This window comes from Pseudomonas sp. 1 (genome assembly GCF_056626735.1).
The window spans coordinates 100582-125298 of sequence record NZ_JBWXMQ010000004.1 but is presented as its reverse complement, the minus strand read 5'-3'; the positions used below and the strand labels follow the sequence as shown (position 1 = coordinate 125298).

Genomic DNA, 24717 nt, shown 5'->3' with positions numbered 1-24717 from the left:
CAATGAAATCGAACAAGACCCTGCTGACCACATTGCTTTCCATGGGCCTGCTGGCCAGCGCTGGCGCGACCCAGGCCGCCGGCTGGTGCGAGTCCGGCAAACCGGTGAAATTCGCCGGCCTGAACTGGGAAAGCGGCATGCTGCTGACCGACGTTCTGCAGGTGGTGCTGGAGAAAGGTTACGACTGCAAGACCGACAGCCTGCCGGGCAACTCCATCACCATGGAAAACGCCCTGAGCAGCAACGACATCCAGATCTTTGCCGAAGAATGGGTCGGCCGCAGCGAGGTCTGGAACAAGGCCGAGAAGGCCGGCAAGGTCGTCGGTGTCGGCGCCCCGGTGGTCGGTGCAGTGGAAGGCTGGTACGTGCCGCGCTACGTGATCGAAGGCGATGCCAAGCGCAAGCTGGAAGCCAAGGCGCCGGACCTGAAAAACATCGCCGACCTGGGCAAATACGCCGCCGTCTTCAAGGACGCCGAAGAGCCTTCCAAAGGCCGCTTCTACAACTGCCCGGCCGGCTGGACCTGCGAGCTGGACAACAGCGAAATGCTGAAAAGCTACGGCCTGGAAAACAGCTACACCAACTTCCGCCCCGGCACCGGCCCGGCGCTGGATGCGGCCGTGCTGTCGAGCTACAAGCGTGGCGAGCCGATCCTGTTCTACTACTGGACGCCAACCCCGCTGATGGGTCAGATCGACGCGGTGAAACTGGAAGAAAAACCGGGCGTCGACAAGACCGTGACCATCAAGGTTGGCCTGTCCAAGACCTTCCATGACGAAGCCCCGGAACTGGTGGCCGTGCTGGAAAAGGTCAACCTGCCGATCGACCTGCTGAACCAGAATCTGGGCCGCATGGCGAAGGAACGTATCGAGTCGCCAAAACTGGCGAAAATCTTCCTCAAGGAACATCCTGAGGTCTGGCATGCGTGGGTGAGTGAAGACGCTGCCAAGAAAATCGAAGCGGCGCTGTAGGTCGAATTCCTCCCGGCCAACCGAGAGGCGGGCCGGGATATTCGCCGCAATCGCTTGATTGAGTTTCCTGATTGAGAGCCGCTTATGTTTCCCGAAAGCTTTACCTTTTCCATCGCCGACTGGGTCAACGGTTGGGTCGATGCGCTGGTCACCAACTACGGCGATGTGTTCCGCCATATCTCCGACACCCTGCTGTGGGCCATCGTCAATCTTGAAGGCCTGCTGCGCGCCGCGCCGTGGTGGTTGATGCTGGCCATCGTCGGTGTCGTGGCCTGGCACGCAACGCGCAAAGCCGTGACCACCGCCGTGATCGTCGGTCTGTTGTTCCTGGTCGGCGCTGTCGGTCTGTGGGACAAGTTGATGCAGACCCTCGCGCTGATGATGGTGGCGACGGTCATTTCGGTGCTGATCGGCGTACCGCTGGGGATTCTCTCGGCGCGCAGCAATCGCCTGCGTTCGGTGCTGATGCCGCTGCTTGACATCATGCAGACCATGCCCAGCTTCGTGTACCTGATTCCGGTGCTGATGCTGTTCGGCCTGGGCAAGGTACCGGCGATTTTCGCCACCGTGATCTACGCCGCGCCGCCGCTGATCCGCCTGACCGATCTGGGCATCCGCCAGGTCGACGGCGAAGTGATGGAAGCCATCAACGCCTTCGGCGCCAACCGCTGGCAGCAACTGTTCGGCGTGCAACTGCCGCTGGCCCTGCCGAGCATCATGGCCGGGATCAACCAGACCACCATGATGGCCCTGTCGATGGTGGTGATCGCCTCGATGATCGGCGCCCGTGGCCTGGGTGAAGATGTGCTGGTGGGCATTCAGACCCTCAACGTCGGACGTGGCCTGGAAGCCGGTCTGGCGATCGTGATTCTCGCAGTGGTCATCGACCGCATTACCCAGGCATATGGTCGGCCACGGCATGAGGTGAGCAAATGAGCAACGCAACCGTGAGCAAGATCGAAGTCAAAAACGTCTTCAAGATTTTCGGCAATCGTGCCTCGGACGCTCTGGCGATGGTCGGCCAGGGCAAGACCAAGGATCAGGTGCTGAACGAAACCGGTTGCGTGGTCGGGGTCAACGACTTGTCCCTGAGCATCGGCACCGGCGAGATCTTCGTGATCATGGGCCTGTCCGGCTCCGGCAAATCGACGCTGGTGCGCCACTTCAACCGCCTGATCGACCCGACCAGCGGCGCGATCCTGGTGGACGGCGTGGACATCCTGCAATACGACATGGAAGCCCTGCGCGAATTTCGCCGGCACAAGATCAGCATGGTGTTCCAGAGCTTCGGCCTGCTGCCGCACAAGACCGTCCTCGACAACGTTGCCTACGGCCTGAAAGTGCGCGGCGAGAGCAAGCAGCTGTGCGCCGAACGCGCGCTGCACTGGATCAACACCGTGGGCCTCAAGGGCTACGAAAACAAATACCCGCACCAGCTCTCCGGCGGCATGCGCCAACGTGTGGGCCTGGCTCGCGCCCTGGCGGCGGACACCGACATCATCCTGATGGACGAAGCGTTCAGTGCACTCGATCCGCTGATCCGCGCCGAGATGCAGGACCAGTTGCTGGAGCTGCAAAAGACCCTGCACAAGACCATCGTCTTCATCACCCACGACCTCGACGAGGCCGTGCGCATCGGTAACCGCATCGCGATTCTCAAGGACGGCCGCCTGATCCAGGTCGGTACGCCGAAAGAGATCCTGCATTCGCCGGCGGACGAATATGTCGACCGGTTCGTGCAGCGCCGGGCGGCGGTGGTTTAAAGGTTTTACGGCAGGCTCGTTCCCACGTCGAGGCGTCGAACCGTCTGCGTGGGAATGCATACCGTGACGCTCCGCGTCACCATTGCGCAGGACTCCAGTCTTGCGTTGAGAGCGGGACGCGGAGCGTCCCAAGCGGCATTCCCACGCAGAGCATGGGAACGATCAAGTCCAAGAGGTTTTAGATGTCCCAGGCTGAAAAAATCGTTATCGCCGACGCTCCGATGCGTTGGCAGGATGTGGTCGCAGTCGCCCGTCACGGCGCGCAGCTCGAGCTGTCGGCGCAGACCTGGGCGCGCATTGAAAACGCACAGGGCATCGTCCAGCGCATCGTTGCCAGCGGCGAGCGCGCCTATGGCGTGAACACCGGTCTCGGTGCGCTGTGCAACGTTTCGCTGAAAGACGAACAGCTCAGCCAGCTGTCGCGCAACACCTTGCTCAGCCATGCCTGCGGCGTCGGCCCGGTACTGACCGATGAGCAGACGCGCGCGATCATGTGCTCGGCGATCCGCAACTACAGCCACGGCAAATCCGGTATTCATCGCCGGGTGGTCGAGGCGTTGCTGGCGCTGCTCAATCGCGGCGTCACCCCGCAAGTGCCGTCCCAGGGTTCGGTGGGTTACCTGACTCACATGGCGCACATCGGCATTGCGCTGCTGGGCGTGGGCAATGTCAGCTATCGCGGGCAAGTGGTGTCCGCGCAGCAGGCGCTGGCCGAAGAGGGCCTGCAACCGGTGCAGCTCGGGGCGAAGGACGGTCTGTGCCTGGTCAACGGCACGCCGTGCATGACCGGCCTCGGTTGCCTGGCGATCGCCGACGCCACGCGTCTGGTGCAATGGGCGGATGTGATCGGCGCCATGAGCTTCGAAGCCCAGCGCGGCCAGATCGCCGCATTCGATGCCGAGATCATCGCGCTCAAGCCGCATCCGGGCATGCAGCAGGTCGGCGTCAATCTGCGCGCCTTGCTCGATGGCAGTGAAGTGATCGCCGCGAGCAAAGGCATTCGCACTCAGGATGCCCTGAGCATCCGCTCGATCCCGCAGGTGCATGGTGCCGCGCGCGATCAACTGGAACACGCGATCAAACAGATCGAAACCGAACTCAACGGCTGCACCGACAATCCGTTGCTGCTGGGCACGCCGGACGACTTCCGGGTGATGTCCCAGGCCAACCCGCACGGGCAATCGGTGGCGCTGGCGACGGATCTGCTGGCGATTGCGATGGCCGAAATCGGCTCGATTGCCGAGCGGCGTCTGGATCGCCTGATCAACCCGCACGTCAGCGGTCTGCCGGCGTTTCTGGTGGCTAATCCGGGGGTGAACTCCGGGATGATGATCGTGCAATACGTCGCCGCATCGCTGTGCGCGGAAAACCGCCAGTTGGCGCAACCGGCGGTGCTCGACAACTACGTCACCTCGGGCCTGCAGGAAGATCACTTGAGCATGGGTACCAACGCCGCGCTGAAGCTGCACCGCGCGCTGGAAAACTGCACGCAGATCCTCGCCATCGAATACCTGCTGGCGGCCCAGGCGTTTGAGTTCCTCAAGGAACAGCGCTTCGGCGCGGGCACCGATACCGCCTGGCGACTGCTGCGCGCAAAAGTCCCGGCCTACGATCAGGACCGCTGGCTGGCACCGGACATCGCCGCCGCCGCTAGCGTTCTGAAAGACTCGAACCTGCTGCACAACGCATTACCGAATCTGCACTGACAACTACCCATACCAGCGTGCCAAGGCGCGGATCGTCCAAAAGACGAAAAGCGACGGATAACGGAATGCTCCGGAGCGACTGGTAGTTTCTCTTTAACTAAGAGCTGAATGCCTCAAAAGGAGCATTTAAATGACTGCGCTGAACCTGATCCCCGGCCAACTGAGCCTGGCCCAACTGCGTGACGTTTATCAGAACCCGGTCAAGCTGACCCTCGACAACAGCGCCAGCGCGCAGATCGAAGCCAGCGTGGCGTGCGTCGAGCAGATCCTTGCGGAAAACCGCACCGCCTACGGCATCAACACCGGTTTCGGCCTGCTGGCCTCGACCCGTATCGCCAGCGAAGACCTGGAAAACCTCCAGCGTTCGCTGGTGCTGTCCCACGCCGCCGGCGTCGGCCAGCCGATCAGCGATGAGCTGGTGCGCCTGATCATGGTGCTCAAGGTCAACAGCCTCAGCCGTGGTTTCTCCGGCATCCGTCGGGTGGTGATCGATGCGCTGATCGCCCTGATCAACGCCGAGGTTTACCCGCACATTCCGTTGAAAGGTTCGGTCGGTGCCTCCGGTGACCTGGCGCCGCTGGCGCACATGTCGCTGGTGCTGCTGGGCGAGGGCAAGGCGCGCTACAAGGGCGAGTGGATGGAAGCGACCGAAGCGCTGAAAGTCGCCGGCCTGACCCCGCTGACCCTGGCGGCGAAAGAAGGTCTGGCGTTGCTCAACGGCACACAGGTTTCCACCGCGTTTGCGCTGCGTGGTCTGTTCGAAGGTGAAGACCTGTTCGCCGGCGCGCTGGCGCTGGGCGGGCTGACGGTGGAAGCGGTGCTCGGTTCGCGTTCGCCGTTCGACGCACGCATCCACGCTGCCCGCGGCCAGAAAGGCCAGATCGACGCCGCTGCCGCTTACCGCGATCTGCTGGGCGAGCGCAGCGAAGTCTCCGACTCGCACCAGAACTGCGAAAAGGTTCAGGACCCGTACTCGCTGCGTTGCCAGCCGCAAGTCATGGGCGCGTGCCTGACCCAGTTCCGTCAGGCCGCCGAAGTGCTGGCTGTCGAAGCCAACGCCGTATCCGACAACCCGCTGGTGTTCGCGGCCGAAGGCGACGTGATTTCCGGCGGCAACTTCCACGCCGAACCAGTGGCCATGGCCGCTGACAACATGGCCCTGGCCATCGCCGAAATCGGCTCCCTCAGCGAGCGCCGTATCTCGCTGATGATGGACAAACACATGTCGCAACTGCCGCCGTTCCTGGTGGCCAACGGTGGCGTGAACTCCGGCTTCATGATCGCCCAGGTGACCGCTGCGGCCCTGGCCAGTGAAAACAAGGCGTTGTCCCATCCGCATTCGGTGGACAGCCTGCCGACTTCTGCCAACCAGGAAGACCACGTTTCGATGGCTCCGGCCGCCGGCAAGCGCCTGTGGGAAATGGCCGAGAACACGCGCGGGATTCTCGCGGTGGAATGGCTGGCGGCGGTGCAGGGGCTGGACCTGCGCAATGGTCTGAAGACCTCGGCCAAACTGGAGCAGGCCCGAGGGATTCTGCGTCGCGAAGTGCCGTTCTACGAGAAGGACCGCTTCTTCGCGCCGGACATCAATGCGGCGACTGAACTGCTGGCGTCGCGGGTTCTGACCGAACTGGTTCCGGCGAAACTGCTGCCGAGCCTTTAACCCCACCACTGATCGTTCCCACGTCGAGGCGTCGAACCGTCCGCGTGGGAATGCAGCCCGTGACGCTCCGCGTCACTGGACGCGGAGCGTCCCTTGAGGCATTCCCACGCAGAGCGTGGGAACGATCACAAGACGAGGACTTGGGATGAAAACCCTCTGGCAACACTGCCACGTCGCGACCATGGCGCAAGGCGTCTACTCGATCATCGAGGATGCGGCCATCGTGACGTCCGGTGCGCTCATCGAGTGGATCGGCCCGCGCAGCCAATTGCCGTCCGGCGAATACCCGGCGGTCAATGACCTGCAAGGCGCGTGGGTCACCCCCGGCCTGATCGACTGCCACACCCACACCGTGTTCGGCGGCAACCGCAGCGGCGAGTTCGAGAAGCGCCTGCAAGGCGTCAGCTACGCCGAGATCGCAGCGGCCGGTGGCGGCATCGCCAGCACCGTGCGCGCCACCCGTGAAGCTTCGGAAGACGAGCTGTTCGCCAGCGCCGCCAAACGCCTGAAAAGCCTGATGCGCGACGGCGTGACCACGGTCGAAATGAAATCCGGCTACGGTCTCGATCTGGCCAGCGAGCGCAAGATTTTGCGGGTCATCCGTCGCCTCGCCGCCGAGCTGCCGATCAGCGTGCGCAGCACCTGCCTGGCCGCTCACGCCTTGCCGCCGGAATACAAGGATCGCGCTGACGATTACATCGATCACATCTGCGCCGAGATGTTCCCGGCGCTGGCCGCCGAAGGCCTGGTGGATGCGGTGGATGCGTTCTGCGAATACCTGGCGTTCTCCCCGGAACAGGTCGAGCGGGTGTTCATCACCGCGCAAAAGCTCGGTCTGCCGGTGAAGCTGCACGCCGAGCAATTGTCGTCGCTGCACGGCTCAAGTCTGGCCGCGCGCTATCACGCGTTGTCCGCCGATCACCTGGAGTTCATGGACGAAGCCGACGCCATTGCCATGGCCAAGTCCGATACTGTCGCGGTGTTGTTGCCGGGCGCGTTCTACTTCCTGCGTGAAACCCAGTTGCCGCCGATGGAAGCCCTGCGTAAACACAAGGTGAAAATCGCCATCGCCAGCGACCTCAATCCCGGCACTTCGCCGGCGCTGTCATTGCGCCTGATGCTGAACATGGCCTGCACCTGCTTCCGCATGACCCCGGAAGAAGCCCTGGCCGGCGCCACGATTCACGCGGCGCAAGCTTTGGGAATGGCCGAAACCCACGGTTCGCTGGAGGTCGGCAAGGTCGCGGATTTTGTCGCCTGGCAGATCGACCGCCCGGCGGATCTGGCGTACTGGCTGGGTGGTGAACTGGACAAGCGCGTCGTGCGTCACGGCGTTGAATCAAGTCTGTAGGAGAGCGGTTGTGGATAAGGTTCTGAACTTCAAACAAGGTCGCGTACCGCTGCTGATCAGCATGCCCCACGCCGGTGTGCGCCTGACCCCGGCGGTCGAGGCCGGGTTGATCCCGGACGCGAAAAGCCTGCCGGACACCGACTGGCACATTCCGCAGCTTTACGATTTCGCTGCCGAACTGGGCGCCAGCACACTGGCGGCCGAGTATTCGCGGTTCGTCATCGACCTGAACCGGCCATCCGACGACAAACCGCTGTACGCCGGCGCCACCACCGGTCTGTATCCGGCGACGCTGTTCGATGGCATTGCGTTGTTCAAGGAAGGCAAGGAGCCGTCGAAAGAAGAACGTGCGACGTATCTGGAGCAGATCTGGACGCCGTATCACCGCACCTTGCAGCAAGAGCTGGCGCGGCTGAAGGCCGAATTCGGTTACGCGCTGCTGTTCGATGCACACTCGATCCGCTCGATCATCCCGCACCTGTTCGACGGCAAGCTGCCTGACTTCAACCTCGGCACCTTCAATGGCGCCAGCTGCGATCCACAACTGGCCACGCAACTGGAAGCGATCTGCGCCCGCCACGACGCTTACACCCATGTGCTGAACGGGCGCTTCAAGGGCGGCCACATCACCCGTCATTACGGCAACCCGGCCGATGACATCCACGCCGTGCAACTGGAACTGGGCCAGTGCACCTATATGGAAGAGTTCGAACCGTTCCGCTACCGCGCCGACCTGGCGCAGCCGACTCGGGTGGTGTTGAAGGAATTGCTGCAGGGATTGCTCGCCTGGGGCGCGAAGCACTACAACTGAGTCTGCTCTGATCGTTCCCACGCTCTGCGTGGGAATGCAGCCCGTGACGCTCCGCGTCACTGGACGCGGAGCGTCCCTTGAGGCATTCCCACGCGGAGCGTGGGAACGATCTGCAGTGAGTGAGCGGTCTGGGGGCGCTGCCAAACAGTCGCCACCGTGCAAATCCCGGTCGCCACAGTTCGTTTTTCCGTCTCGTCTGCTGCGTAATGTTTCGGCCACGGTGCAAGAAGACACCGATCCGAACAATAACCCGCTGCCGCACGAGACGATCCCACATGAAAAAACTGTTCACTCGTTGTGCGTTAATCCTCACCAGCAGTGCGCTGCTCAGCGCCGGCGCCATGGCTTCCGACGATGCTTCCTGCAAAACCGTGCGCATGGGCGTGGTCAACTGGACCGACGTGATCGCCACCAGCGGCATGGCCGACGTGCTGCTCAACAGCCTCGGTTATGAAAGCAAGCAGACCAGTGCGGTGCAGCAAATCATCTTCGCCGGCATCCGCGACAAGCGTCTGGATATCTTCCTCGGCTACTGGAAACCGGCGATGGACAAGAACATCGCGCCGTTTCTCGCCGCCAATCAGGTCAAGGTCATGGACAAGCCAAGTCTGGCGGATGCCCAGGCGACGCTGGCAGTGCCGGACTACGTCGCGGCGGCCGGGCTGAAAACCTTCGGCGACATCGCGAAATTCAAGGATCAGCTCGGCGGCAAGATCTACGGCATCGAGCCCGGCAGCGGCGCCAACACCACGATCAAGACCATGATCGAAACCAACCACTTCGGCCTGAAGGATTTCAAGATCATCGAATCCGGTGAGGCCGGCATGCTCGCTGCCGTGCAACGAGCGGTGAACCGCAAGGAATTCGTGGTGTTCGTCGGCTGGACCCCGCATCCGATGAACATCAACATGAAGATCACCTACCTGACCGGCAGCGAAGACGTCTACGGTCCAAACGAGGGCGCCGCCACCGTCTCCACCGTCACCGCGCCGGACTACGCCGAGCGCTGCCCGAACGTCCATCGACTGCTGGAAAACCTGACCTTCACTGCGGCTCAGGAAAGCCAGTTGATGGTGCCGATCATGGAGCGCAAGACACCGCAGGAAGTGGCCAGGACCTGGCTGCGTGAGCATCCCGAAGACCTGCAACGCTGGCTGGCGGGGGTCAGCAGTTTCGATGGCAAGGATGGCGTGGCCACGGTTCAGGCCAGCCTGAAAAACTGATGGGCACTTATCCACTCTCGCCGTCGATGGCGGCGTTCGTCGCCAGGACCGAAGGCTTTGCCAGCGATGACAGCAGCCTCGGCGGGTTGCGCAAATCCTATGACGAGATGTGCCGCGCCTTCACGCCCGAACGGCCGGCGGGGCTGGAGGTGGTGGATTTCCAGTTGAGCGGAGTGGCGGTGCGTTCGTATCGCCCGCCCGTCCAGCCACCGGCCAGTGGCTGGCCATGCGTGTTGTACCTGCACGGTGGCGGTTGGGTGGTCGGCGGACTGGATTCCCACGATTTCATCTGCTGCGAGCTGGCCATGGCGCTCGGGGCGATGGTGGTCGCGGTGGATTATCGGCTGGCGCCGGAGCATCCGTTCCCGGCCGGTTTCGAGGATTGTCTGAGCGTCTGGCGCGCATTGCGCAGCGGGCCGTTCTGGTTCGATCCCGGACGGATGCTGGTGGCGGGCGACAGCGCCGGGGGCAATCTGGCGTCGGCGTTGTGCCTGGCGCTGCGCGATGCCGGCGAGCCGCTGCCGGGCGCGCAGGTCTTGATCTATCCGGGGCTGGGTGGCGACGAGCAGTTACCGTCGCGCAGCGAATGCGCCGATGGGCCGTTGCTCGCCAGCAGCGATGTCGATTGCTATCACGCCTTGTACCTGCGCGGCACTGCGAAGCCGAACGCTTATGCGATGCCGTTGCTGGCCGAGGACTTCGGTGGGTTGCCCCCGGCCTGGATCGCGGTGGCGCAGTTCGATCCGCTGCGTGACGACGGCGTGTGCTACGCCGAACGGCTGAACGCGGCGGGCGTCGACGCAACGCTGTACTACGGCGAAGGGCTGGTTCACGGCTGCCTGCGAGCGCGGCATCAGGTCGCCGAGGTCGATCGTCTCTTCGAGAACCTGCTGGGGTTCATGGCTGACAAATTGTGACAGCGCGCGGGCATGCTCATTGACGTAAATCGGGTTTATGATGCCGGACGGCAGAATAATAGAAGTCCCCCCAGGGATGACCTCGACCCCTTACGGAGCGCGCAATGCAGACTTTGTTTCCGCAGATCAAACCTCACGCACGGCACGATCTGGCCGTCGATGACACCCATACGCTGTACGTCGACGAAAGCGGTTCACCGGAAGGTTTGCCGGTGGTGTTCATCCACGGAGGTCCCGGCGCCGGGTGCGACGCCCAGAGTCGCCGCTACTTCGATCCGAACCTGTATCGCATTGTCACCTTCGACCAGCGCGGCTGCGGTCGCTCCACGCCCCACGCCAGCCTGGAAAACAACACCACCTGGGATCTGGTCGAAGACCTTGAGCGCATTCGCAAACACCTGGGCATTGATAAATGGGTGCTGTTCGGCGGTTCCTGGGGTTCGACCCTGGCGCTGGCCTACGCGCAGACTCACCCGGAGCGCGTGCATGGTCTGATCCTGCGCGGGATTTTTCTCTGCCGTCCGCAGGAAATCGAATGGTTCTACCAGGCCGGTGCCAGCCGTCTGTTCCCCGATTACTGGCAGGACTACCTCGCACCGATCCCGTTGGACGAGCGCGATGACCTGCTCAGCGCTTTCCACAAGCGCCTGACCGGCAACGACCAGATCGCCCAGATGCACGCGGCCAAGGCCTGGTCGACCTGGGAAGGGCGCACCGCGACCCTGCGCCCGAATCCGCTGGTGGTCGACCGATTCTCCGAGCCGCAGCGCGCGTTGTCGATCGCGCGGATCGAATGCCACTACTTCACCAACAATGCGTTCCTTGAACCAGACCAGTTGATTCGCGACATGGGCAAGATTGCTCATCTGCCGGGCGTGATCATCCATGGTCGCTACGACGTGATCTGCCCGCTCGACAACGCCTGGGAACTGCATCAGGCCTGGCCGAACAGTGAGCTGCAGGTGATCCGCGACGCCGGCCACGCCGCGTCCGAACCGGGCATCACCGATGCACTGGTGCGCGCCGCCAGCAAAATGGCCCGGCGTCTGCTTGACCTGCCGCCTGAAGAAGCATGAAAGGTCTGCTGCAGCGCGTGAAAGGCGCGCGGGTCGAAGTGGCGGGCGAGGTGGTTGGCAGTGTCGATCAGGGGTTATTGGTGCTGGTGGCGGTCGAACCCGACGACACACCGGCCAGCGCCGACAAACTTCTGCATAAGCTGCTTAACTATCGAGTGTTCAGTGATGCCGAGGGCAAGATGAATTTGTCCCTGACGGATGTGGGCGGCGGGTTGCTGCTGGTCTCTCAGTTCACCCTCGCCGCCGACACCAAAAGCGGGTTGCGCCCGAGTTTCTCGACCGCCGCCCCTCCGGCGTTGGGCGAGGAGTTATTCGACTATCTATTAAGCAAAGCGAAACAGATGCATGGCACAGTGGCATCAGGTAGATTCGGCGCGGATATGCAGGTGCACCTGGTCAACGATGGCCCGGTCACCTTCCTGTTACAGACATGAAAGCGCTTGAAACATCTTTTTAAGGGCTTTTCGACTGAAAACAGGGAATTTTCGCGATAAATACTTTGTTACCCCTGATGCGTTGTCACGCGGGCTACTAGATAATCGCGCGCTACGGGGATCAGCGTTCGTTGGTCCATTTTGACTTAGGTAGAGACTTGTCCGGATCCGATTGGGGAATCATTTTGACCCAGCGGAGTCGGAACAATGCTCGCCAACTTGGCAAGGGTGCCCTGAAAGGTCGGTTTTTTTGTACCGAATCCCTCACAGGCACTTCATCTGGCCGTTGGTTTATTGATCTGTTTTCGGCGAGGGTTGCTCGTGATTGTTAGTCCCTGTAATGCAGCAAAATTGTCTGCCAAACGCTTGCGCAGCGCTCTGGTAGCGGGCTCGGCAGTACTCTGCCTGCTCAGCGCCGGCCAGCTTTGGGCATTCAATCTTGACGATGTGTCGGCCAAGGCCAAAGAGCTGGCCGGGCAGAAGTTCGAAGCCCCGCGCAGCAACCTGCCAAACGAATTCCGTGAGATGAAATTCGCGGACTATCAGAAGATTCGTTTCCGCACCGAAAAAGCCGAATGGGCCGACCAGAAGACCCCGTTCAAGCTGTCCTTCTATCATCAGGGCATGCACTTCGATACGCCGGTGAAAATCAACGAAATCACCGCGAACACCGTCGAAGAGATCAAATACGATCCGAGCCGTTTCGATTTCGGCGACCTGCAGTTCGATCCGAAGGCCACCGAACAACTGGGCTACGCCGGTTTCCGTGTGCTGTACCCGATCAACAAGGCTGACAAGCAAGACGAAATCATGACCATGCTGGGCGCGAGCTACTTCCGCGTCGTCGGCAAGGGTCACACCTACGGCCTGTCGGCCCGTGGCCTGGCGATCGATACCGCTCTGCCGTCCGGCGAAGAATTCCCGCGTTTTCGCGAGTTCTGGATTCAGCAGCCGAAGCCGGGCGACAAGCACCTGGTGATCTTCGCCCTGCTGGATTCGCCGCGTGCGACCGGCGCCTACCGTCTGATCCTGCGTCCGGGCAGCGACACGATCGTCGACGTCAAGGGCCAGATGTACCTGCGTGACAAGGTCGGCAAGCTTGGCATTGCGCCGCTGACCAGCATGTTCCTGTTCGGCGCCAACCAGCCGTCGAAAGTGCTCAACTACCGTCGTGAGCTGCACGACTCCAGCGGTCTGTCGATCCATGCCGGCAATGGCGAGTGGATCTGGCGTCCGCTGAACAACCCGAAACACCTGGCCGTGAGCAACTTCAGCGTCGAGAACCCGCGTGGTTTCGGTCTGCTGCAACGTGGCCGTGATTTCAGCCACTACGAAGACCTCGACGACCGCTACGACAAGCGCCCAAGCGCCTGGATCGAGCCGAAGGGCGACTGGGGCAAAGGCACCGTCGATCTGGTCGAGATCCCGACCGCCGACGAAACCAACGACAACATCGTTGCGTTCTGGAGCCCGGAAAAACTGCCGGAGCCGGGCCAGCCGCTGGACTTCGCCTACCGCATGCACTGGACCATCGACGAAGCCGCGCTGCACGCGCCGGACAGCGCCTGGGTCAACCAGACCCTGCGCTCCACGGGTGACGTCAAGCAATCGAACCTGATCCGTCAGCCGGATGGCAGCGTTGCCTACCTGATCGACTTCGAGGGCCCGTCCCTGGCCGCTTTGGCCCCGGATGCGGACGTTCGCAGCCAGGTCAGCGTCGGCGACAACGCCGAACTGGTCGAGAACAGCGTGCGCTACAACCCGGAAACCAAGGGCTGGCGCCTGACCCTGCGGATGAAGATCAAGGACCCGAGCAAGTCCACCGAGATGCGCGCAGCGCTGGTGCAGCCAGTGGTTACCGCTGATCTGGCCAAGTCTTCGGTACCGACGTCCAATTCGTCGGTGGCCAAGGCCGACAAGGTTGCCGCCAAGCAACAAGAGAAAGCCGACAAGGAAGCCAAGGCCGCCGAGGCCAAACAGGCCGACGCCAAGCCGGTTGCAGATGCCAAGGACAAGGCCAACAAAGACGCCAAGCAGCCAGCCGCTGCGGACGCGGCCCCAGCCACACCGGAATCGGCACCGACTGAAGAAGTCCTGACCGAGACCTGGAGCTATCAGTTGCCTGCCGATGAGTAACTCTCAAGTACAGCCAGAGACTCTGTCCGAGTACCTGGCGCATCTGCCGATGACCGACGAGCAGCGCGCGGAACTCGCGGGCTGCCAGTCCTTCAGCGAATTGCATGAACGCCTGTCGTCCAAGACCTTTGACGCTCCGACCGAAGCCGCCCAGGCTTCGGTGGGCAAGCGCCTGATCCTGAGCACCGCCGAAGAGCTGCAAGACGCGGAAATGCTGGTGCTCGACGCCAGCGGCCGGATCAGCATGAAGGCCACGCCGCCGATCCGTCGGACCAAGGTCGTGCCGGAACCGTGGCGCACCAACATTCTGGTGCGTGGCTGGCGCCGCCTGACCGGCCGGACCAATCCGCCGAAACCGCCGAAGGACGCCAACGTGCTGCCGGCGGCGCGCTGGCGCACGGTCGGTTCGATCCGTCGCTACATTCTTTTGCTGCTGATGCTGGGTCAGACCATCGTCGCCGGCTGGTACATGAAAGGCATCATGCCGTACCAGGGCTGGTCGTTTGTCGATCTGGAAGAAGTCCTGCATCAACCGCTGCTGCAAACCGCCACGCAAGTGCTGCCGTATGCGCTGCAGACCAGCATCCTGATCATGTTCGGGATTCTGTTCTGCTGGGTGTCGGCCGGTTTCTGGACCGCGCTGATGGGCTTCCTCGAATTGCTCACTGGTCACGATAAGTACCGGATCTCCGGTAAAAGTGCCGGTAACGAGCCGATTCCGAAAGACGCGCGCACCGCGCTGGTGATGCCGATCTGCAACGAAGACGTGCCTCGGGTGTTCGCCGGTCTGCGCGCGACCTTCGAGTCGGTCGCGGCTACCGGTGATCTGGACCGTTTCGACTTCTTCGTCCTCAGCGACAGTAACGACACCGACATCTGCGTTGCCGAGCAGCAGGCCTGGCTGGACGTCTGCCGCGAAGCCAAGGGCTTCGGCAAGATCTTCTATCGCCGCCGTCGCCGCCGCGTCAAACGCAAGAGCGGCAACCTCGACGACTTCTGCCGTCGCTGGGGCGGTGACTACAAGTACATGGTCGTGCTCGACGCCGACTCGGTGATGAGCGGCGAGTGCCTGACCAGTCTGGTGCGCCTGATGGAGGCCACTCCGGACGCCGGCATCATCCAGACCGCGCCGCGCGCTTCGGGCATGGACACGCTGTATGCACGCATGCAGCAGTTCGCCACCCGCGTGTACGGTCCGTTGTTCACGGCCGGTCTGCACTTCTGGCAGCTGGGTGAATCCCACTACTGGGGTCACAACGCGATCATCCGTATGAAGCCGTTCATCGACCACTGCGCCCTGGCGCCGTTGCCGGGCAAGGGTGCGTTCTCCGGTGCGATCCTCTCTCACGACTTCGTTGAAGCCGCGCTGATGCGCCGTGCCGGCTGGGGCGTGTGGATTGCCTACGATCTGCCGGGCAGCTACGAGGAACTGCCGCCGAACCTGCTCGACGAGCTCAAGCGTGACCGTCGCTGGTGCCACGGCAACCTGATGAACTTCCGCCTGTTCCTGGTAAAAGGCATGCACCCGGTGCACCGCGCGGTGTTCCTGACCGGCGTGATGTCCTACCTGTCGGCGCCGTTGTGGTTCTTCTTCCTGGTGCTGTCGACCGCGCTGCTGGCGGTGAACACGCTGATGGAGCCGCAGTACTTCCTCGAACCGCGTCAGCTGTATCCGCTGTGGCCGCAATGGCACCCGGACAAAGCGATTGCGCTGTTCTCGACGACCATCGTGCTGCTGTTCCTGCCGAAACTGTTGAGCGTCATCCTGATCTGGGCCAAGGGCGCGAAAGAGTTCGGCGGCAAGTTTAAGGTGACTCTGTCGATGCTGCTGGAGATGCTGTTCTCCATGCTGCTGGCGCCGGTGCGGATGATTTTCCACACCCGTTTCGTGCTCGCCGCGTTCCTCGGCTGGGCTGCGACCTGGAACTCGCCGCAGCGTGACGACGATTCGACGCCGTGGAGCGAAGCGGTCAAGCGTCACGGTCCGCAGACCCTGTTGGGCTTCCTCTGGGCGCTGCTGGTGATCTGGCTGAACCCGAGCTTCCTGTGGTGGCTGGTGCCGATCGTCGGTTCGCTGATGCTGTCGATTCCGGTGTCGGTGATTTCCAGCCGCGTCGGTTTGGGCCTCAAATCCCGTGACGAGAGCCTGTTCCTCATCCCCGAGGAATACAATCCGCCACAGGCGCTGCTGGCCACCGATCAGTACACCCACGAAAACCGCTGGCACGCGCTGAACGATGGCTTCATCCGCGCCGTGGTCGATCCGCAGCAGAACGCCCTGGCGTGCTCGCTGGCGACCTCGCGTCACGGTGAGGCCGAGCCGATCGAATGGCTGCGTCAGGAACGTGTGCGTCACGCGATCAAGGTCGGCCCGGCCGGGCTGAACAACCATGAGCGCCTGCAACTGCTGAGCGATCCGGTGGCCCTGGCCCGTCTGCACGAGCAGGTGTGGGCCGAAGGCCACGCCGAGTGGCTGGACGCCTGGCGGGCCTCGGTGAAAGCCGATCCCCATGCGCCGCTGCTGCCGCTCAAGCCGGTGAGCTTGCAGGCGCAACCGGCCTGATGAAGAAACCCCGCGAAAGCGGGGTTTTTTTTGCCTGCCGATTACTGACGCGGATCAATCGTTCCCCGCGTCGAACCGTCTGCGTGGGAATGCAGGTCGGGACGCTCTGCGTCCCATCCGGCACCGACCGATCAAAAAACCTTGTGCAAACGAACGAGTGCGTTAGCATCCGTCCCCGAATTGGCGCACCCGGACACTCTTGTCCATTTCTGTCGTTTTTCGCGTTGCAAACGCAATGGTTTTGGGGACTTGAAGATGAAGAAGTATCTGTCGATGCTGCTGGTCGGCGTCACGGCACTGGTTGCAGTCAGCGCGGCGCAGGCCGGCGCAATCGATGACGCGGTCAAGCGCGGCTCGTTGAAAGTCGGTATGGATCCGACCTACATGCCGTTCGAAATGACCAACAAGCGCGGCGAAATCATCGGTTTCGAAGTCGATCTCCTCAAAGCCATGACCAAGGCCATGGGCGTCAAGCTGGAACTGGTTTCCACCGGTTACGACGGGATCATCCCGGCACTGATGACCGACAAGTTCGACATGATCGGCAGCGGCATGACCCTGACCCAGGAACGCAACCTGCGCCTGAACTTCAGCGAACCGTTCATCGTGGTCGGCCAGACCCTGCTGATCCGCAAGGAGCTGGAAGGCACCATCAAGTCCTACAAAGACCTGAACAGCGCCGACTACCGCATCACCTCCAAGCTCGGCACCACTGGCGAGATGGTCGCCAAGAAGCTGATCTCCAAGGCCAAGTACCACGGCTACGACAACGAGCAGGAAGCCGTGCTCGACGTGGTCAACGGCAAGGCTGACGCCTTTATCTACGACGCCCCGTACAACGTGGTCGCGGTGAACAAGGTCGGCGCCGGCAAGCTGGTGTTCCTCGACAAGCCGTTCACCTACGAGCCGCTGGCGTTCGGTCTGAAGAAGGGTGACTACGACAGCATCAACTTCATCAACAACTTCCTGCACCAGATCCACGAAGACGGCACCTACGATCGCATCCATGACAAGTGGTTCAAGAGCACCGAGTGGCTCAAGGACATGGAATAAGGCCCGCCCGCTGATCGTTCCCACGCTTTGCGTGGGAACGCCGCCCGGGACGCTCCGCGTCCCTTCGCAAGCGTGACGCAGAGCGTCACAGGATGCATTCCCACGCAGAGCGTGGGAACGAGCGAATCAGAGAAACATTCAATGAAACAGAAAAAAGCCCAATGGCCCTGGCACGTTCTGACCGTGCTGGTGCTGGTCGGCCTGGCCGGCGCGCTGTATTACGCCACGTCGCTGATGTCCTACGAATGGCGCTGGAACCGTGTGCCGCAGTACTTCGCCTATCAGGCCGAGGAAACCCAGCGCGCGAACGATATTTCCACCGTCAGCGAACTGGTGCGCAAGGGCGGCAGCGCGCAAGTCACCCTGCGCAACGATGCCGGTGACGAGCAGCACCTGACCGTCGACGAAAACAGCCTGCAATTCGCCCAGGGCGACGATGTGGCCGAAGGCGACGTCGTGGGCGTGACGCGGCATTGGGCGGCGGGTCCGCTGTTGTGGGGCCTGTGGACGACACTTTGGCTGTCGGTGGTGTCCGGCGTGCTGGGTTTGTTGATCGGTCTGGCCACCGGGCTGTGCCGGCTGTCGAGCAACCCGACCCTGCGCGACCTGTCGACGATCTATGTCGAACTGGTGCGCGGCACGCCGCTGTTGGTGCAGATCTTCATTTTTTATTTCTTCATTGGCACGGTGATGAACCTGTCCCGGGAGTTCGCCGGGATCGCTGCGCTGTCGCTGTTCACGGGCGCCTACGTGGCGGAAATCATCCGTTCCGGTGTGCAGTCGATTGCCCGCGGCCAGAACGAAGCGGCCCGTTCGCTGGGTCTGAGTGCCGGCCAGTCGATGCGTCATGTGGTGTTGCCGCAGGCATTCAAACGCGTGCTGCCGCCGCTGGCCGGACAGTTCATCAGTCTGGTCAAGGACACTTCGCTGGTGTCGGTGATCGCCATTACCGAGCTGCTGAAAAGCGGTCGTGAAGTCATCACCACCTCGTTCTCGCCGTTCGAGATCCTGTTCTGCGTCGCCGGTCTGTACTTGTTGATCAACCTGCCGCTGTCGAAAATCGCCAGCCGGCTTGAGCGGAGGCTCGCGCAAAGTGATTGAAGTCCGCGATCTGGTAAAAGTCTTCGACACCCGTGGGCAAGTGGTGCGCGCGGTGGATAACGTCAGCACCGTTGTCGCCAAGGGTGAAGTGCTGGTGGTGATCGGTCCGTCCGGTTCCGGCAAGTCGACCTTCCTGCGTTGCCTTAATGGTCTGGAAGAATTCGATTCCGGTTCGGTGAGCATCGACGGCCTGCAACTGGCCGACCCGAAAACCGACATCAACGCCTACCGCCGCGAAGTCGGCATGGTGTTCCAGCATTTCAATCTGTTCCCGCACATGACCGTGCTGGAGAACCTGTGCCTTGCGCAGAAAGTCGTGCGCAAGCGCGGCCAGAAAGAAAGCGAAGCCAAGGCGTTGGCGTTGCTGGAGAAGGTCGGTATCGCCCAGAAGGCCCGCGAGTACCCGTCGCGCCTGTCCGGCGGTCAGCAGCAGCGTGTGGCGATTGCCCGGGCGCTGGCGATGGATCCCAAGGTCATGCTGTTCGACGAGCCGACTTCGGCCCTCGACCCGGAAATGGTCGGCGAAGTACTGGACGTGATGAAAAACCTGGCCGTGGAAGGCATGACCATGGTCTGCGTGACCCACGAAATGGGTTTTGCCCGGGAAGTGGCGGATCGGGTGCTGTTCTTCGATCACGGCAAACTGCTGGAAGATGCTTCGCCGACGGAATTCTTCGACGCGCCGAAGGATCCGCGAGCCCAGGCGTTCCTGCGACAAGTTCTCTAAACGCGACATCACCGATCGTTCCCACGCTCTGCGTGGGAATGCCGCTCAGGACGCTCTGCGTCCCTTCGCAAGCGTGACGCGGAGCGTCACAGGATGCATTCCCACGCAGAGCGTGGGAACGATCAAGCGTTATACCTTGAACCGGCCCACGAGCGTTTGCAGGTGAGTGCCCAAACGCGCCAGTTCGACGCTCGAGGCCGCCGTCTCTTCACTGGCCGCCGAGGTCTGGTCCGAGACGTCCCGCACATTCAGCACGCTGCGGTTGATCTCCTCGGCCACGGCACTCTGCTGCTCGGCCGCCGCTGCGATCTGCTGGTTCATCGCCTGAATCGCCGAAACGGTGCGGGTGATGCTTTCCAGCGAACCACCGGCACGCCGGGTCAGCTCGACGCTGCTGTCGGTCAGGGTGCGGCTGTTATCCATGATCGTCGCCACTTGCTGGGTGCCGTTCTGCAGGCCGACGATCAGCTCTTCGATCTCTTCGGTGGACTTCTGGGTGCGCTGGGCGAGGCTGCGCACTTCATCGGCCACCACCGCAAAACCACGTCCGGCTTCACCCGCGCGGGCGGCTTCGATGGCGGCGTTGAGGGCCAGCAGGTTGGTTTGCTGGGCCACGGACTTGATGACGTCGAGCACGCTGCCGATCTTGTCGCTTTCGCGCTTGAGTTCGCCCATGGCCTCGGTGGAATGGCCGACTTCGGCGGCCAGACGTTCGATCTGGGCGATGGCCTCGCCCACCACCTTGTCGCCTTCACGGGCCTGCTGGTCAGCAGCGACGGCCGCTTCCGAAGCTTCCTCGGCGTTGCGCGCGACTTCCTGCACGGTGGCAGCCATTTCGTTCATGGCGGTGGCGACCTGGTCGGTCTCGACTTTCTGATTGTTGACCCCGGCGCTGGTCTGTTCGGTCACGGCGGACAACTGTTCGGCAGCGCTGGCGATCTGGGTCACGCCGTCGCTGATGCCGCCGATCAGTTCGCGCAGGCCCTGGGTCATGCTCTGCATCGAACGCTGCAACTGACCGAGTTCGTCACGGCGCAGGGACACCAGATTGTGGGTCAGGTCGCCGGCGGCCACGCGTTCGGCGACTTTCAGGGTCTGCTCCAGCGGAATGATGATCTGCCGGGTGATCGCCCAGGCGGCGAGCAGGCCGAAGGCCAAGGCAAGCAGGGTGGCAATCATCAGCATGTTTTTGGCGTGCGCGGCGTCGGTGTCGCGGACGATGGTCTGGGATTCGGTGAGTTTTTTGCTGACGTCGAGCAGGATGTCGCCCTGGGTCGACATGCGAGCCAGCGCCTTGGCGTTGTTCACCTGGGAGTCACGGAACTGGCTGACGGCAGCGCGGTAAGTCTTCAGCGATTCGGTGGCCTGTTGCAGGTTGGCGATGTGTTGCTCGGGCAGTTTGCTCGGCAGGCTTTCCAGACTGTTCAGGGCGGCGGCGATGGCATCCAGCGCCGGTTGTTCGGCGTCGGCCTTGCCGCTGTAGGTGTAGCCGCGCACCTGATAGCGCGCCTGTTGCAGCAGTTTGCTCAGCTCGATCACGCTGTTGAATTGCGCAACGCTGTCGCCTTGCAGCAGGGATTTCTCGACTTCGCTGACCTTGGCCACGGCGTTGTCGGCGCTGGCGCCGAGTTTGCTGCGGGCGTCTTCACGCTGCACGGTGGCCTGGGTCATGTCGGCAAAGGCACGTTTGTATTCGGCGACTGCCGCCAGTTGCTGATCGATCAGGGCCACGTCGGACGGTTGCTCGATCATGCCGCGGGCGCTTTGCAGGCCGCTGTCGAGTTTGCCGAGCAGGTCGTTGACCGCGCCGGGGCCCTGTTCGCCACGGCGGGCTTCATAGTCCAGGCGCGCCAGGCGCAGGTCTTTGGTCAGCTCATTGAGGCTGGAGATGAAACCGAGCTTGTCGCCCCGGCTGATGATCCCGCTCATGCCGGTCCAGCCGGTAAAGGTGATCAACAGCGTCAGCAGCAGCACCAGGCCGAAACCGATGCCCAGCTTGCGTTTGACGCTGACGTTTCCAAGATTCTCGGCTAACCAACGGTACATGCGACGACTCCCCTCGGACCACTAATTGGACTTATGGAGAGTGTATCGGCCGCATGATGGCAATCTGTAACGCGATTTGTCTGGCGAAGGGCCTGGAACGGCAGTGTTCAGAACAGCCGGGCGAGCAGCGCAGTGACGGCGGTTTCGACCCGCAGGATACGCTCGCCGAGTTGCACCGGTTGCAGGCCGGATTTGGCCAGCAGGTCGATTTCGTAGGGAATCCAGCCACCTTCGGGGCCGATCGCCAGGGTTACCGGTTCGCTGAGCGCGCGGGGGCAAGGCGGGAAGTTGCCCGGATGGCCGACCAGACCGAGGGTGCCGTCGGTAATGGCCGGCAGGCGATCTTCGACGAACGGCTTGAAGCGCTTCTCGATGATGATTTCCGGCAGAACGGTATCGCGGGCCTGTTCGAGGCCGAGGATCAGTTGTTCGCGGATCGCTTCCTGCTCCAGGAACGGCGTCTGCCAGAAGCTTTTCTCGACCCGGTAGCTGTTGACCAGAATCACCTTCGATACGCCCATCGTCGCTACGGTCTGGAACACCCGGCGCAGCATCTTCGGGCGGGGCAGGGCGAGTACCAGGGTCAGCGGCAGTTTGGCCGGCGGTGGTTGGTCGAGGGTGACTTGCAGTTCGGCTTCGCCCGCTTCCAGACGCAGCAACTCGGCCGAGCCCATCAACCCGTTGATGCGTCCGACCCGCAGGCTGTCGCCGACTTCCGAGCGGTGGACTTCCTGCATGTGGGTCAGGCGCCGATCACGCAGCACGACGCGGTCGGCCGCGATGAAGTCGGCTTCTTCGAGCAGCAGCAGGTTCATGGCTGAGTCGCTGGCGGCTGGTCGTTATGATCGTCGACGGTTTCTTCCGGGCGCTCACGCTTGCTCACCAGGCTGCCGAACAGGATGCCGACTTCGAACAGCATCCACATCGGCACGGCCAGCAGGGTCTGGGAGAAGATGTCCGGCGGGGTCAGGATCATGCCGACCACGAAGCAGCCGATGATCACGTATGGGCGAATCTTCTTCAGGTATTTGACGTCGACCACACCGATCCACACCAGCAGCACAACGGCCACCGGGATTTCGAACGCCACGCCGAAGGCGAAGAACAGCGTCATGACGAAGTCGAGGTAACTGGTGATGTCGGTCATCATTTCCACGCCGGCCGGGGTGGCCGAGGCGAAGAACTTGAAGATCAGCGGGAACACGAAGAAATAGGCGAACGCCATGCCGGTGTAGAACAGCAGGATGCTGGAAATCAGCAACGGCACCGCGACGCGCTTTTCATGCTTGTACAGGCCCGGTGCGATGAACCCCCAGATCTGATGCAGGATCACCGGAATCGCCAGGAACAGCGAAACCATCATCGTCAGCTTCAGCGGCGTCAGGAACGGCGACGACACGTCGGTGGCGATCATCGTCGCGCCGGCCGGCAGGTACTGGCGCAGCGGCGTCGAGACGAAGGTGTAGATCTGCTGGGTGAAGGCAAACAGCCCGGCGAAGATGATGAAGATCGCCGCCACGCAACGCAGCAGGCGGGTGCGCAACTCGGTGAGGTGCGAAACCAGCGGCATGTGCTGGTCGTTTTCGGGGAGATCGCTCATTGTGCTCGCGGAGGCTGTGTTGGGTCGTGAGGGGCTGGCGTGGTTGGCGCAGCCGCAGGTGCTACGGGTTCGATCGGTTTCATGACCGGGGCAGCTTCAGCGGCTGCGGCAGAAACGTGCTCGACGCTCGCCGGTGCATGAATCGTTTGCTCAGCGACAGGCGGTGTTGGCGTCTGGTCTGCCGCCGGCTGCACGGGCGTCGGCTCCTGCTGAACCGGTGGCGTGAAGATTTTCCGCGCCTCCTGCTCCAGCGACAGGATGTGCTCGTTGTGCAGTTGCCGACGGATTTCGTCGGCACCGATTTCACGTTCGACTTCCTGTTTGATCGCGTTGAAGCTGCGCTTCAGCCGTCCGACCCACAGGCCGGCGGTGCGCGCAGCACCCGGCAGACGCTCGGGGCCCAGCACCAGCAGAGCCACGAGGCCGACGAGCAGCAGTTCAGAGAAGCTGATACCAAACATTAGTCAGTGCTCACACGTCTTTGCGGATCGGCTCTTCGACTTTCTGCGCCTGCACGTCGATGGTGTGCGGCGGGTTGGCCTGAGCAGTGGCTTGCGGCTGTACCGGTGGAACCGGCTGCGCAGGCGTGACGGTCGGATCGGCCGGCTTTTCGTCGTCGTTCATGGCTTTGCGAAAGCCCTTGATCGACTCGCCAACGTCGGTGCCGAGGTTTTTCAGTTTCTTGGTGCCGAACACCAGTACCACGACCACCAGGATGACGATCCAGTGTTTCCAGTCAAAAATGCCCATGTTGCTGTTCCTCTCTAATAGTTGTTCAGGCGGACGGGCGCGAGGCTTTCTCGACGTGTCCGGACAGGCCGAAACGGCGATCCAGTTCATCCAGCACTGCCTGCGGATGCTGCCCCAGCTGGGCGAGCATGACCATGCTGTGGAACCACAGGTCGGCAGTCTCGTAGATCACGTCGCTGCAGTCGCCGCTGACGGCGGCGTCCTTGGCGGCAATGATCGTTTCGACCGATTCTTCGCCGACTTTCTCCAGAATCTTGTTCAGACCCTTGTGATACAGGCTGGCGACATACGAGCTGTCGGCGGCTGCGCCCTTGCGCTCTTCCAGCACCTGAGCGAGGCGGGTCAGGGTGTCAGTCATGTTTGTGTCCTGCGGAATAGATTGCGTGCGGGTCTTTCAGGACCGGGTCGACCGTTTTCCAGTCGCCGTTTTCGAAAACGCGGTAGAAGCAGCTTTGACGGCCGGTATGGCACGCGATGTCGCCGATCTGTTCGACCATCAGGATGATGACGTCGGCGTCGCAGTCCAGACGCATTTCATGCAATGTCTGTACGTGGCCGGACTCTTCGCCCTTGCGCCACAGCTTGCCACGGGAACGTGACCAATAGATGGCACGGTTTTCCGCCGCAGTCAGCTCCAGGGCTTCGCGGTTCATCCAGGCCATCATCAATACGCGTCCGGTCTTGTGATCCTGGGCAATCGCCGGCACCAGGCCATCGGCGTCCCACTTGATCTCGTCCAGCCAGTTTTTCATCTTCGACTCCGACAGCGAACCCACACTTCAATAGTCGGGTTCAGGCGTTGAAACAGTGTGCCAGCCGATCACGG

Annotated in this window: 23 protein-coding genes and 1 pseudogene; 16 read left to right on the top strand and 8 right to left on the bottom strand. The window is 62.2% G+C overall.

Features of this window, described 5'->3' with window-relative positions; all coding sequences use genetic code 11:
* The first annotated feature begins 2 nt into the window (after nt 1-2).
* The 16 genes from AC1MDC_RS07915 (at nt 3) to AC1MDC_RS07840 (ending at nt 19495) form a co-directional block, all read left to right on the top strand.
* On the top strand, nt 3-971 hold the full coding sequence (locus AC1MDC_RS07915; protein ID WP_085702691.1) for an ABC transporter substrate-binding protein: 969 nt from the start codon (nt 3-5) through the stop codon (nt 969-971).
* Nucleotides 972-1055: 84 nt separating this feature from the next.
* Nucleotides 1056-1907 (top strand): ABC transporter permease, encoded by an 852-nt coding sequence (locus AC1MDC_RS07910; RefSeq protein WP_085698084.1) that lies wholly within the window; start codon nt 1056-1058, stop codon nt 1905-1907.
* Nucleotides 1904-2734, top strand: a complete 831-nt coding sequence (locus tag AC1MDC_RS07905) for a quaternary amine ABC transporter ATP-binding protein (RefSeq protein ID WP_085684013.1) — start codon at nt 1904-1906, stop codon at nt 2732-2734. Before AC1MDC_RS07910 ends, AC1MDC_RS07905 begins: the two co-directional genes overlap by 4 nt.
* A gap of 182 nt (nt 2735-2916) precedes the next feature.
* On the top strand, nt 2917-4440 hold the full coding sequence (gene hutH / locus AC1MDC_RS07900; protein ID WP_480392800.1) for a histidine ammonia-lyase: 1524 nt from the start codon (nt 2917-2919) through the stop codon (nt 4438-4440).
* A gap of 130 nt (nt 4441-4570) precedes the next feature.
* The gene (gene hutH, locus AC1MDC_RS07895; RefSeq protein WP_127796658.1) at nt 4571-6103 is read left to right on the top strand and encodes a histidine ammonia-lyase; all 1533 of its coding nucleotides are present in this window, start codon (nt 4571-4573) and stop codon (nt 6101-6103) included.
* 145 nt (nt 6104-6248) lie between these two features.
* Nucleotides 6249-7454: an imidazolonepropionase gene (hutI, locus tag AC1MDC_RS07890; protein ID WP_480392799.1), complete on the top strand. Its 1206-nt coding sequence runs from the start codon at nt 6249-6251 to the stop codon at nt 7452-7454.
* Nucleotides 7455-7464: 10 nt separating this feature from the next.
* Nucleotides 7465-8265 carry an N-formylglutamate deformylase gene (gene hutG, locus AC1MDC_RS07885; protein WP_480392798.1) on the top strand — a complete coding sequence of 267 codons (801 nt, stop codon included), beginning with the start codon at nt 7465-7467 and terminating at the stop codon, nt 8263-8265.
* 275 nt (nt 8266-8540) lie between these two features.
* Nucleotides 8541-9488, top strand: coding sequence for a choline ABC transporter substrate-binding protein (locus tag AC1MDC_RS07880; RefSeq protein WP_085702686.1), 948 nt, complete (start codon nt 8541-8543; stop codon nt 9486-9488).
* Nucleotides 9488-10405 carry an alpha/beta hydrolase gene (locus tag AC1MDC_RS07875; RefSeq protein WP_480392797.1) on the top strand — a complete coding sequence of 306 codons (918 nt, stop codon included), beginning with the start codon at nt 9488-9490 and terminating at the stop codon, nt 10403-10405. Before AC1MDC_RS07880 ends, AC1MDC_RS07875 begins: the two co-directional genes overlap by 1 nt.
* Before the next feature lie 104 nt (nt 10406-10509).
* A complete protein-coding gene (pip, locus tag AC1MDC_RS07870) occupies nt 10510-11481 on the top strand; it encodes a prolyl aminopeptidase (RefSeq protein ID WP_085698092.1) in 972 nt (323 codons plus the stop codon).
* Nucleotides 11478-11915, top strand: a complete 438-nt coding sequence (dtd, locus tag AC1MDC_RS07865) for a D-aminoacyl-tRNA deacylase (RefSeq protein ID WP_085698093.1) — start codon at nt 11478-11480, stop codon at nt 11913-11915. The genes pip and dtd overlap by 4 nt, the downstream gene beginning before the upstream one ends.
* Before the next feature lie 321 nt (nt 11916-12236).
* Nucleotides 12237-14051, top strand: coding sequence for a glucan biosynthesis protein G (locus tag AC1MDC_RS07860; protein ID WP_085684400.1), 1815 nt, complete (start codon nt 12237-12239; stop codon nt 14049-14051).
* Nucleotides 14044-16614: a glucans biosynthesis glucosyltransferase MdoH gene (mdoH, locus tag AC1MDC_RS07855; protein WP_085702684.1), complete on the top strand. Its 2571-nt coding sequence runs from the start codon at nt 14044-14046 to the stop codon at nt 16612-16614. Before AC1MDC_RS07860 ends, mdoH begins: the two co-directional genes overlap by 8 nt.
* Nucleotides 16615-16869: 255 nt before the next feature.
* Nucleotides 16870-17667, top strand: coding sequence for a transporter substrate-binding domain-containing protein (locus tag AC1MDC_RS07850; RefSeq protein ID WP_480392796.1), 798 nt, complete (start codon nt 16870-16872; stop codon nt 17665-17667).
* Between the two features lie 141 nt (nt 17668-17808).
* Nucleotides 17809-18768, top strand: a complete 960-nt coding sequence (locus AC1MDC_RS07845) for an amino acid ABC transporter permease (RefSeq protein ID WP_085702683.1) — start codon at nt 17809-17811, stop codon at nt 18766-18768.
* Nucleotides 18761-19495, top strand: coding sequence for an amino acid ABC transporter ATP-binding protein (locus tag AC1MDC_RS07840; RefSeq protein WP_085702682.1), 735 nt, complete (start codon nt 18761-18763; stop codon nt 19493-19495). The genes AC1MDC_RS07845 and AC1MDC_RS07840 overlap by 8 nt, the downstream gene beginning before the upstream one ends.
* 129 nt (nt 19496-19624) lie before the next feature.
* Here AC1MDC_RS07840 and AC1MDC_RS07835 read toward each other — a convergent pair whose 3' ends face one another.
* The 8 genes and pseudogenes from AC1MDC_RS07835 to hisI all read right to left on the bottom strand — a co-directional run bounded on the left by AC1MDC_RS07835 (nt 19625) and on the right by hisI (nt 24643).
* A complete protein-coding gene (locus AC1MDC_RS07835) occupies nt 19625-20338 on the bottom strand; it encodes a methyl-accepting chemotaxis protein (RefSeq protein ID WP_371857706.1) in 714 nt (237 codons plus the stop codon).
* A gap of 141 nt (nt 20339-20479) precedes the next feature.
* Nucleotides 20480-21424: pseudogene (locus tag AC1MDC_RS07830) on the bottom strand (methyl-accepting chemotaxis protein); the annotation flags it as partial.
* Between the two features lie 224 nt (nt 21425-21648).
* Nucleotides 21649-22356, bottom strand: a complete 708-nt coding sequence (locus tag AC1MDC_RS07825) for a 16S rRNA (uracil(1498)-N(3))-methyltransferase (protein WP_480392795.1) — start codon at nt 22354-22356, stop codon at nt 21649-21651.
* Nucleotides 22353-23141, bottom strand: coding sequence for a twin-arginine translocase subunit TatC (gene tatC, locus AC1MDC_RS07820; protein ID WP_085698099.1), 789 nt, complete (start codon nt 23139-23141; stop codon nt 22353-22355). Before tatC ends, AC1MDC_RS07825 begins: the two co-directional genes overlap by 4 nt.
* Nucleotides 23138-23602, bottom strand: a complete 465-nt coding sequence (gene tatB, locus AC1MDC_RS07815) for a Sec-independent protein translocase protein TatB (protein WP_085702680.1) — start codon at nt 23600-23602, stop codon at nt 23138-23140. The genes tatC and tatB overlap by 4 nt, the downstream gene beginning before the upstream one ends.
* A 10-nt stretch (nt 23603-23612) precedes the next feature.
* A complete protein-coding gene (locus AC1MDC_RS07810; protein WP_007952423.1) occupies nt 23613-23891 on the bottom strand; it encodes a twin-arginine translocase TatA/TatE family subunit in 279 nt (92 codons plus the stop codon).
* A gap of 25 nt (nt 23892-23916) precedes the next feature.
* Nucleotides 23917-24249, bottom strand: a complete 333-nt coding sequence (locus tag AC1MDC_RS07805; protein ID WP_085702678.1) for a phosphoribosyl-ATP diphosphatase — start codon at nt 24247-24249, stop codon at nt 23917-23919.
* Entirely contained in the window at nt 24242-24643 is a 402-nt protein-coding gene (hisI, locus tag AC1MDC_RS07800) for a phosphoribosyl-AMP cyclohydrolase (RefSeq protein WP_085702677.1), read from the bottom strand. Before hisI ends, AC1MDC_RS07805 begins: the two co-directional genes overlap by 8 nt.
* Nucleotides 24644-24717: the final 74 nt, after the last annotated feature.

Bases quoted from the DNA above. Each gene is read 5' to 3' on its own strand.
- AC1MDC_RS07915 (WP_085702691.1), top strand. From the start codon at position 3: ATGAAATCGAACAAGACCCTGCTGACCACATTGCTTTCCATGGGCCTG.
- AC1MDC_RS07910 (WP_085698084.1), top strand. From the start codon at position 1,056: ATGTTTCCCGAAAGCTTTACCTTTTCCATCGCCGACTGGGTCAACGGT.
- AC1MDC_RS07905 (WP_085684013.1), top strand. From the start codon at position 1,904: ATGAGCAACGCAACCGTGAGCAAGATCGAAGTCAAAAACGTCTTCAAG.
- hutH (WP_480392800.1), top strand. From the start codon at position 2,917: ATGTCCCAGGCTGAAAAAATCGTTATCGCCGACGCTCCGATGCGTTGG.
- hutH (WP_127796658.1), top strand. From the start codon at position 4,571: ATGACTGCGCTGAACCTGATCCCCGGCCAACTGAGCCTGGCCCAACTG.
- hutI (WP_480392799.1), top strand. From the start codon at position 6,249: ATGAAAACCCTCTGGCAACACTGCCACGTCGCGACCATGGCGCAAGGC.
- AC1MDC_RS07880 (WP_085702686.1), top strand. From the start codon at position 8,541: ATGAAAAAACTGTTCACTCGTTGTGCGTTAATCCTCACCAGCAGTGCG.
- AC1MDC_RS07875 (WP_480392797.1), top strand. From the start codon at position 9,488: ATGGGCACTTATCCACTCTCGCCGTCGATGGCGGCGTTCGTCGCCAGG.
- pip (WP_085698092.1), top strand. From the start codon at position 10,510: ATGCAGACTTTGTTTCCGCAGATCAAACCTCACGCACGGCACGATCTG.
- dtd (WP_085698093.1), top strand. From the start codon at position 11,478: ATGAAAGGTCTGCTGCAGCGCGTGAAAGGCGCGCGGGTCGAAGTGGCG.
- mdoH (WP_085702684.1), top strand. From the start codon at position 14,044: ATGAGTAACTCTCAAGTACAGCCAGAGACTCTGTCCGAGTACCTGGCG.
- AC1MDC_RS07850 (WP_480392796.1), top strand. From the start codon at position 16,870: ATGAAGAAGTATCTGTCGATGCTGCTGGTCGGCGTCACGGCACTGGTT.
- AC1MDC_RS07845 (WP_085702683.1), top strand. From the start codon at position 17,809: ATGAAACAGAAAAAAGCCCAATGGCCCTGGCACGTTCTGACCGTGCTG.
- AC1MDC_RS07835 (WP_371857706.1), bottom strand. From the start codon at position 20,338: ATGAACGAAATGGCTGCCACCGTGCAGGAAGTCGCGCGCAACGCCGAG.
- AC1MDC_RS07825 (WP_480392795.1), bottom strand. From the start codon at position 22,356: ATGAACCTGCTGCTGCTCGAAGAAGCCGACTTCATCGCGGCCGACCGC.
- tatC (WP_085698099.1), bottom strand. From the start codon at position 23,141: ATGAGCGATCTCCCCGAAAACGACCAGCACATGCCGCTGGTTTCGCAC.
- tatB (WP_085702680.1), bottom strand. From the start codon at position 23,602: ATGTTTGGTATCAGCTTCTCTGAACTGCTGCTCGTCGGCCTCGTGGCT.
- AC1MDC_RS07810 (WP_007952423.1), bottom strand. From the start codon at position 23,891: ATGGGCATTTTTGACTGGAAACACTGGATCGTCATCCTGGTGGTCGTG.
- AC1MDC_RS07805 (WP_085702678.1), bottom strand. From the start codon at position 24,249: ATGACTGACACCCTGACCCGCCTCGCTCAGGTGCTGGAAGAGCGCAAG.
- hisI (WP_085702677.1), bottom strand. From the start codon at position 24,643: ATGAAAAACTGGCTGGACGAGATCAAGTGGGACGCCGATGGCCTGGTG.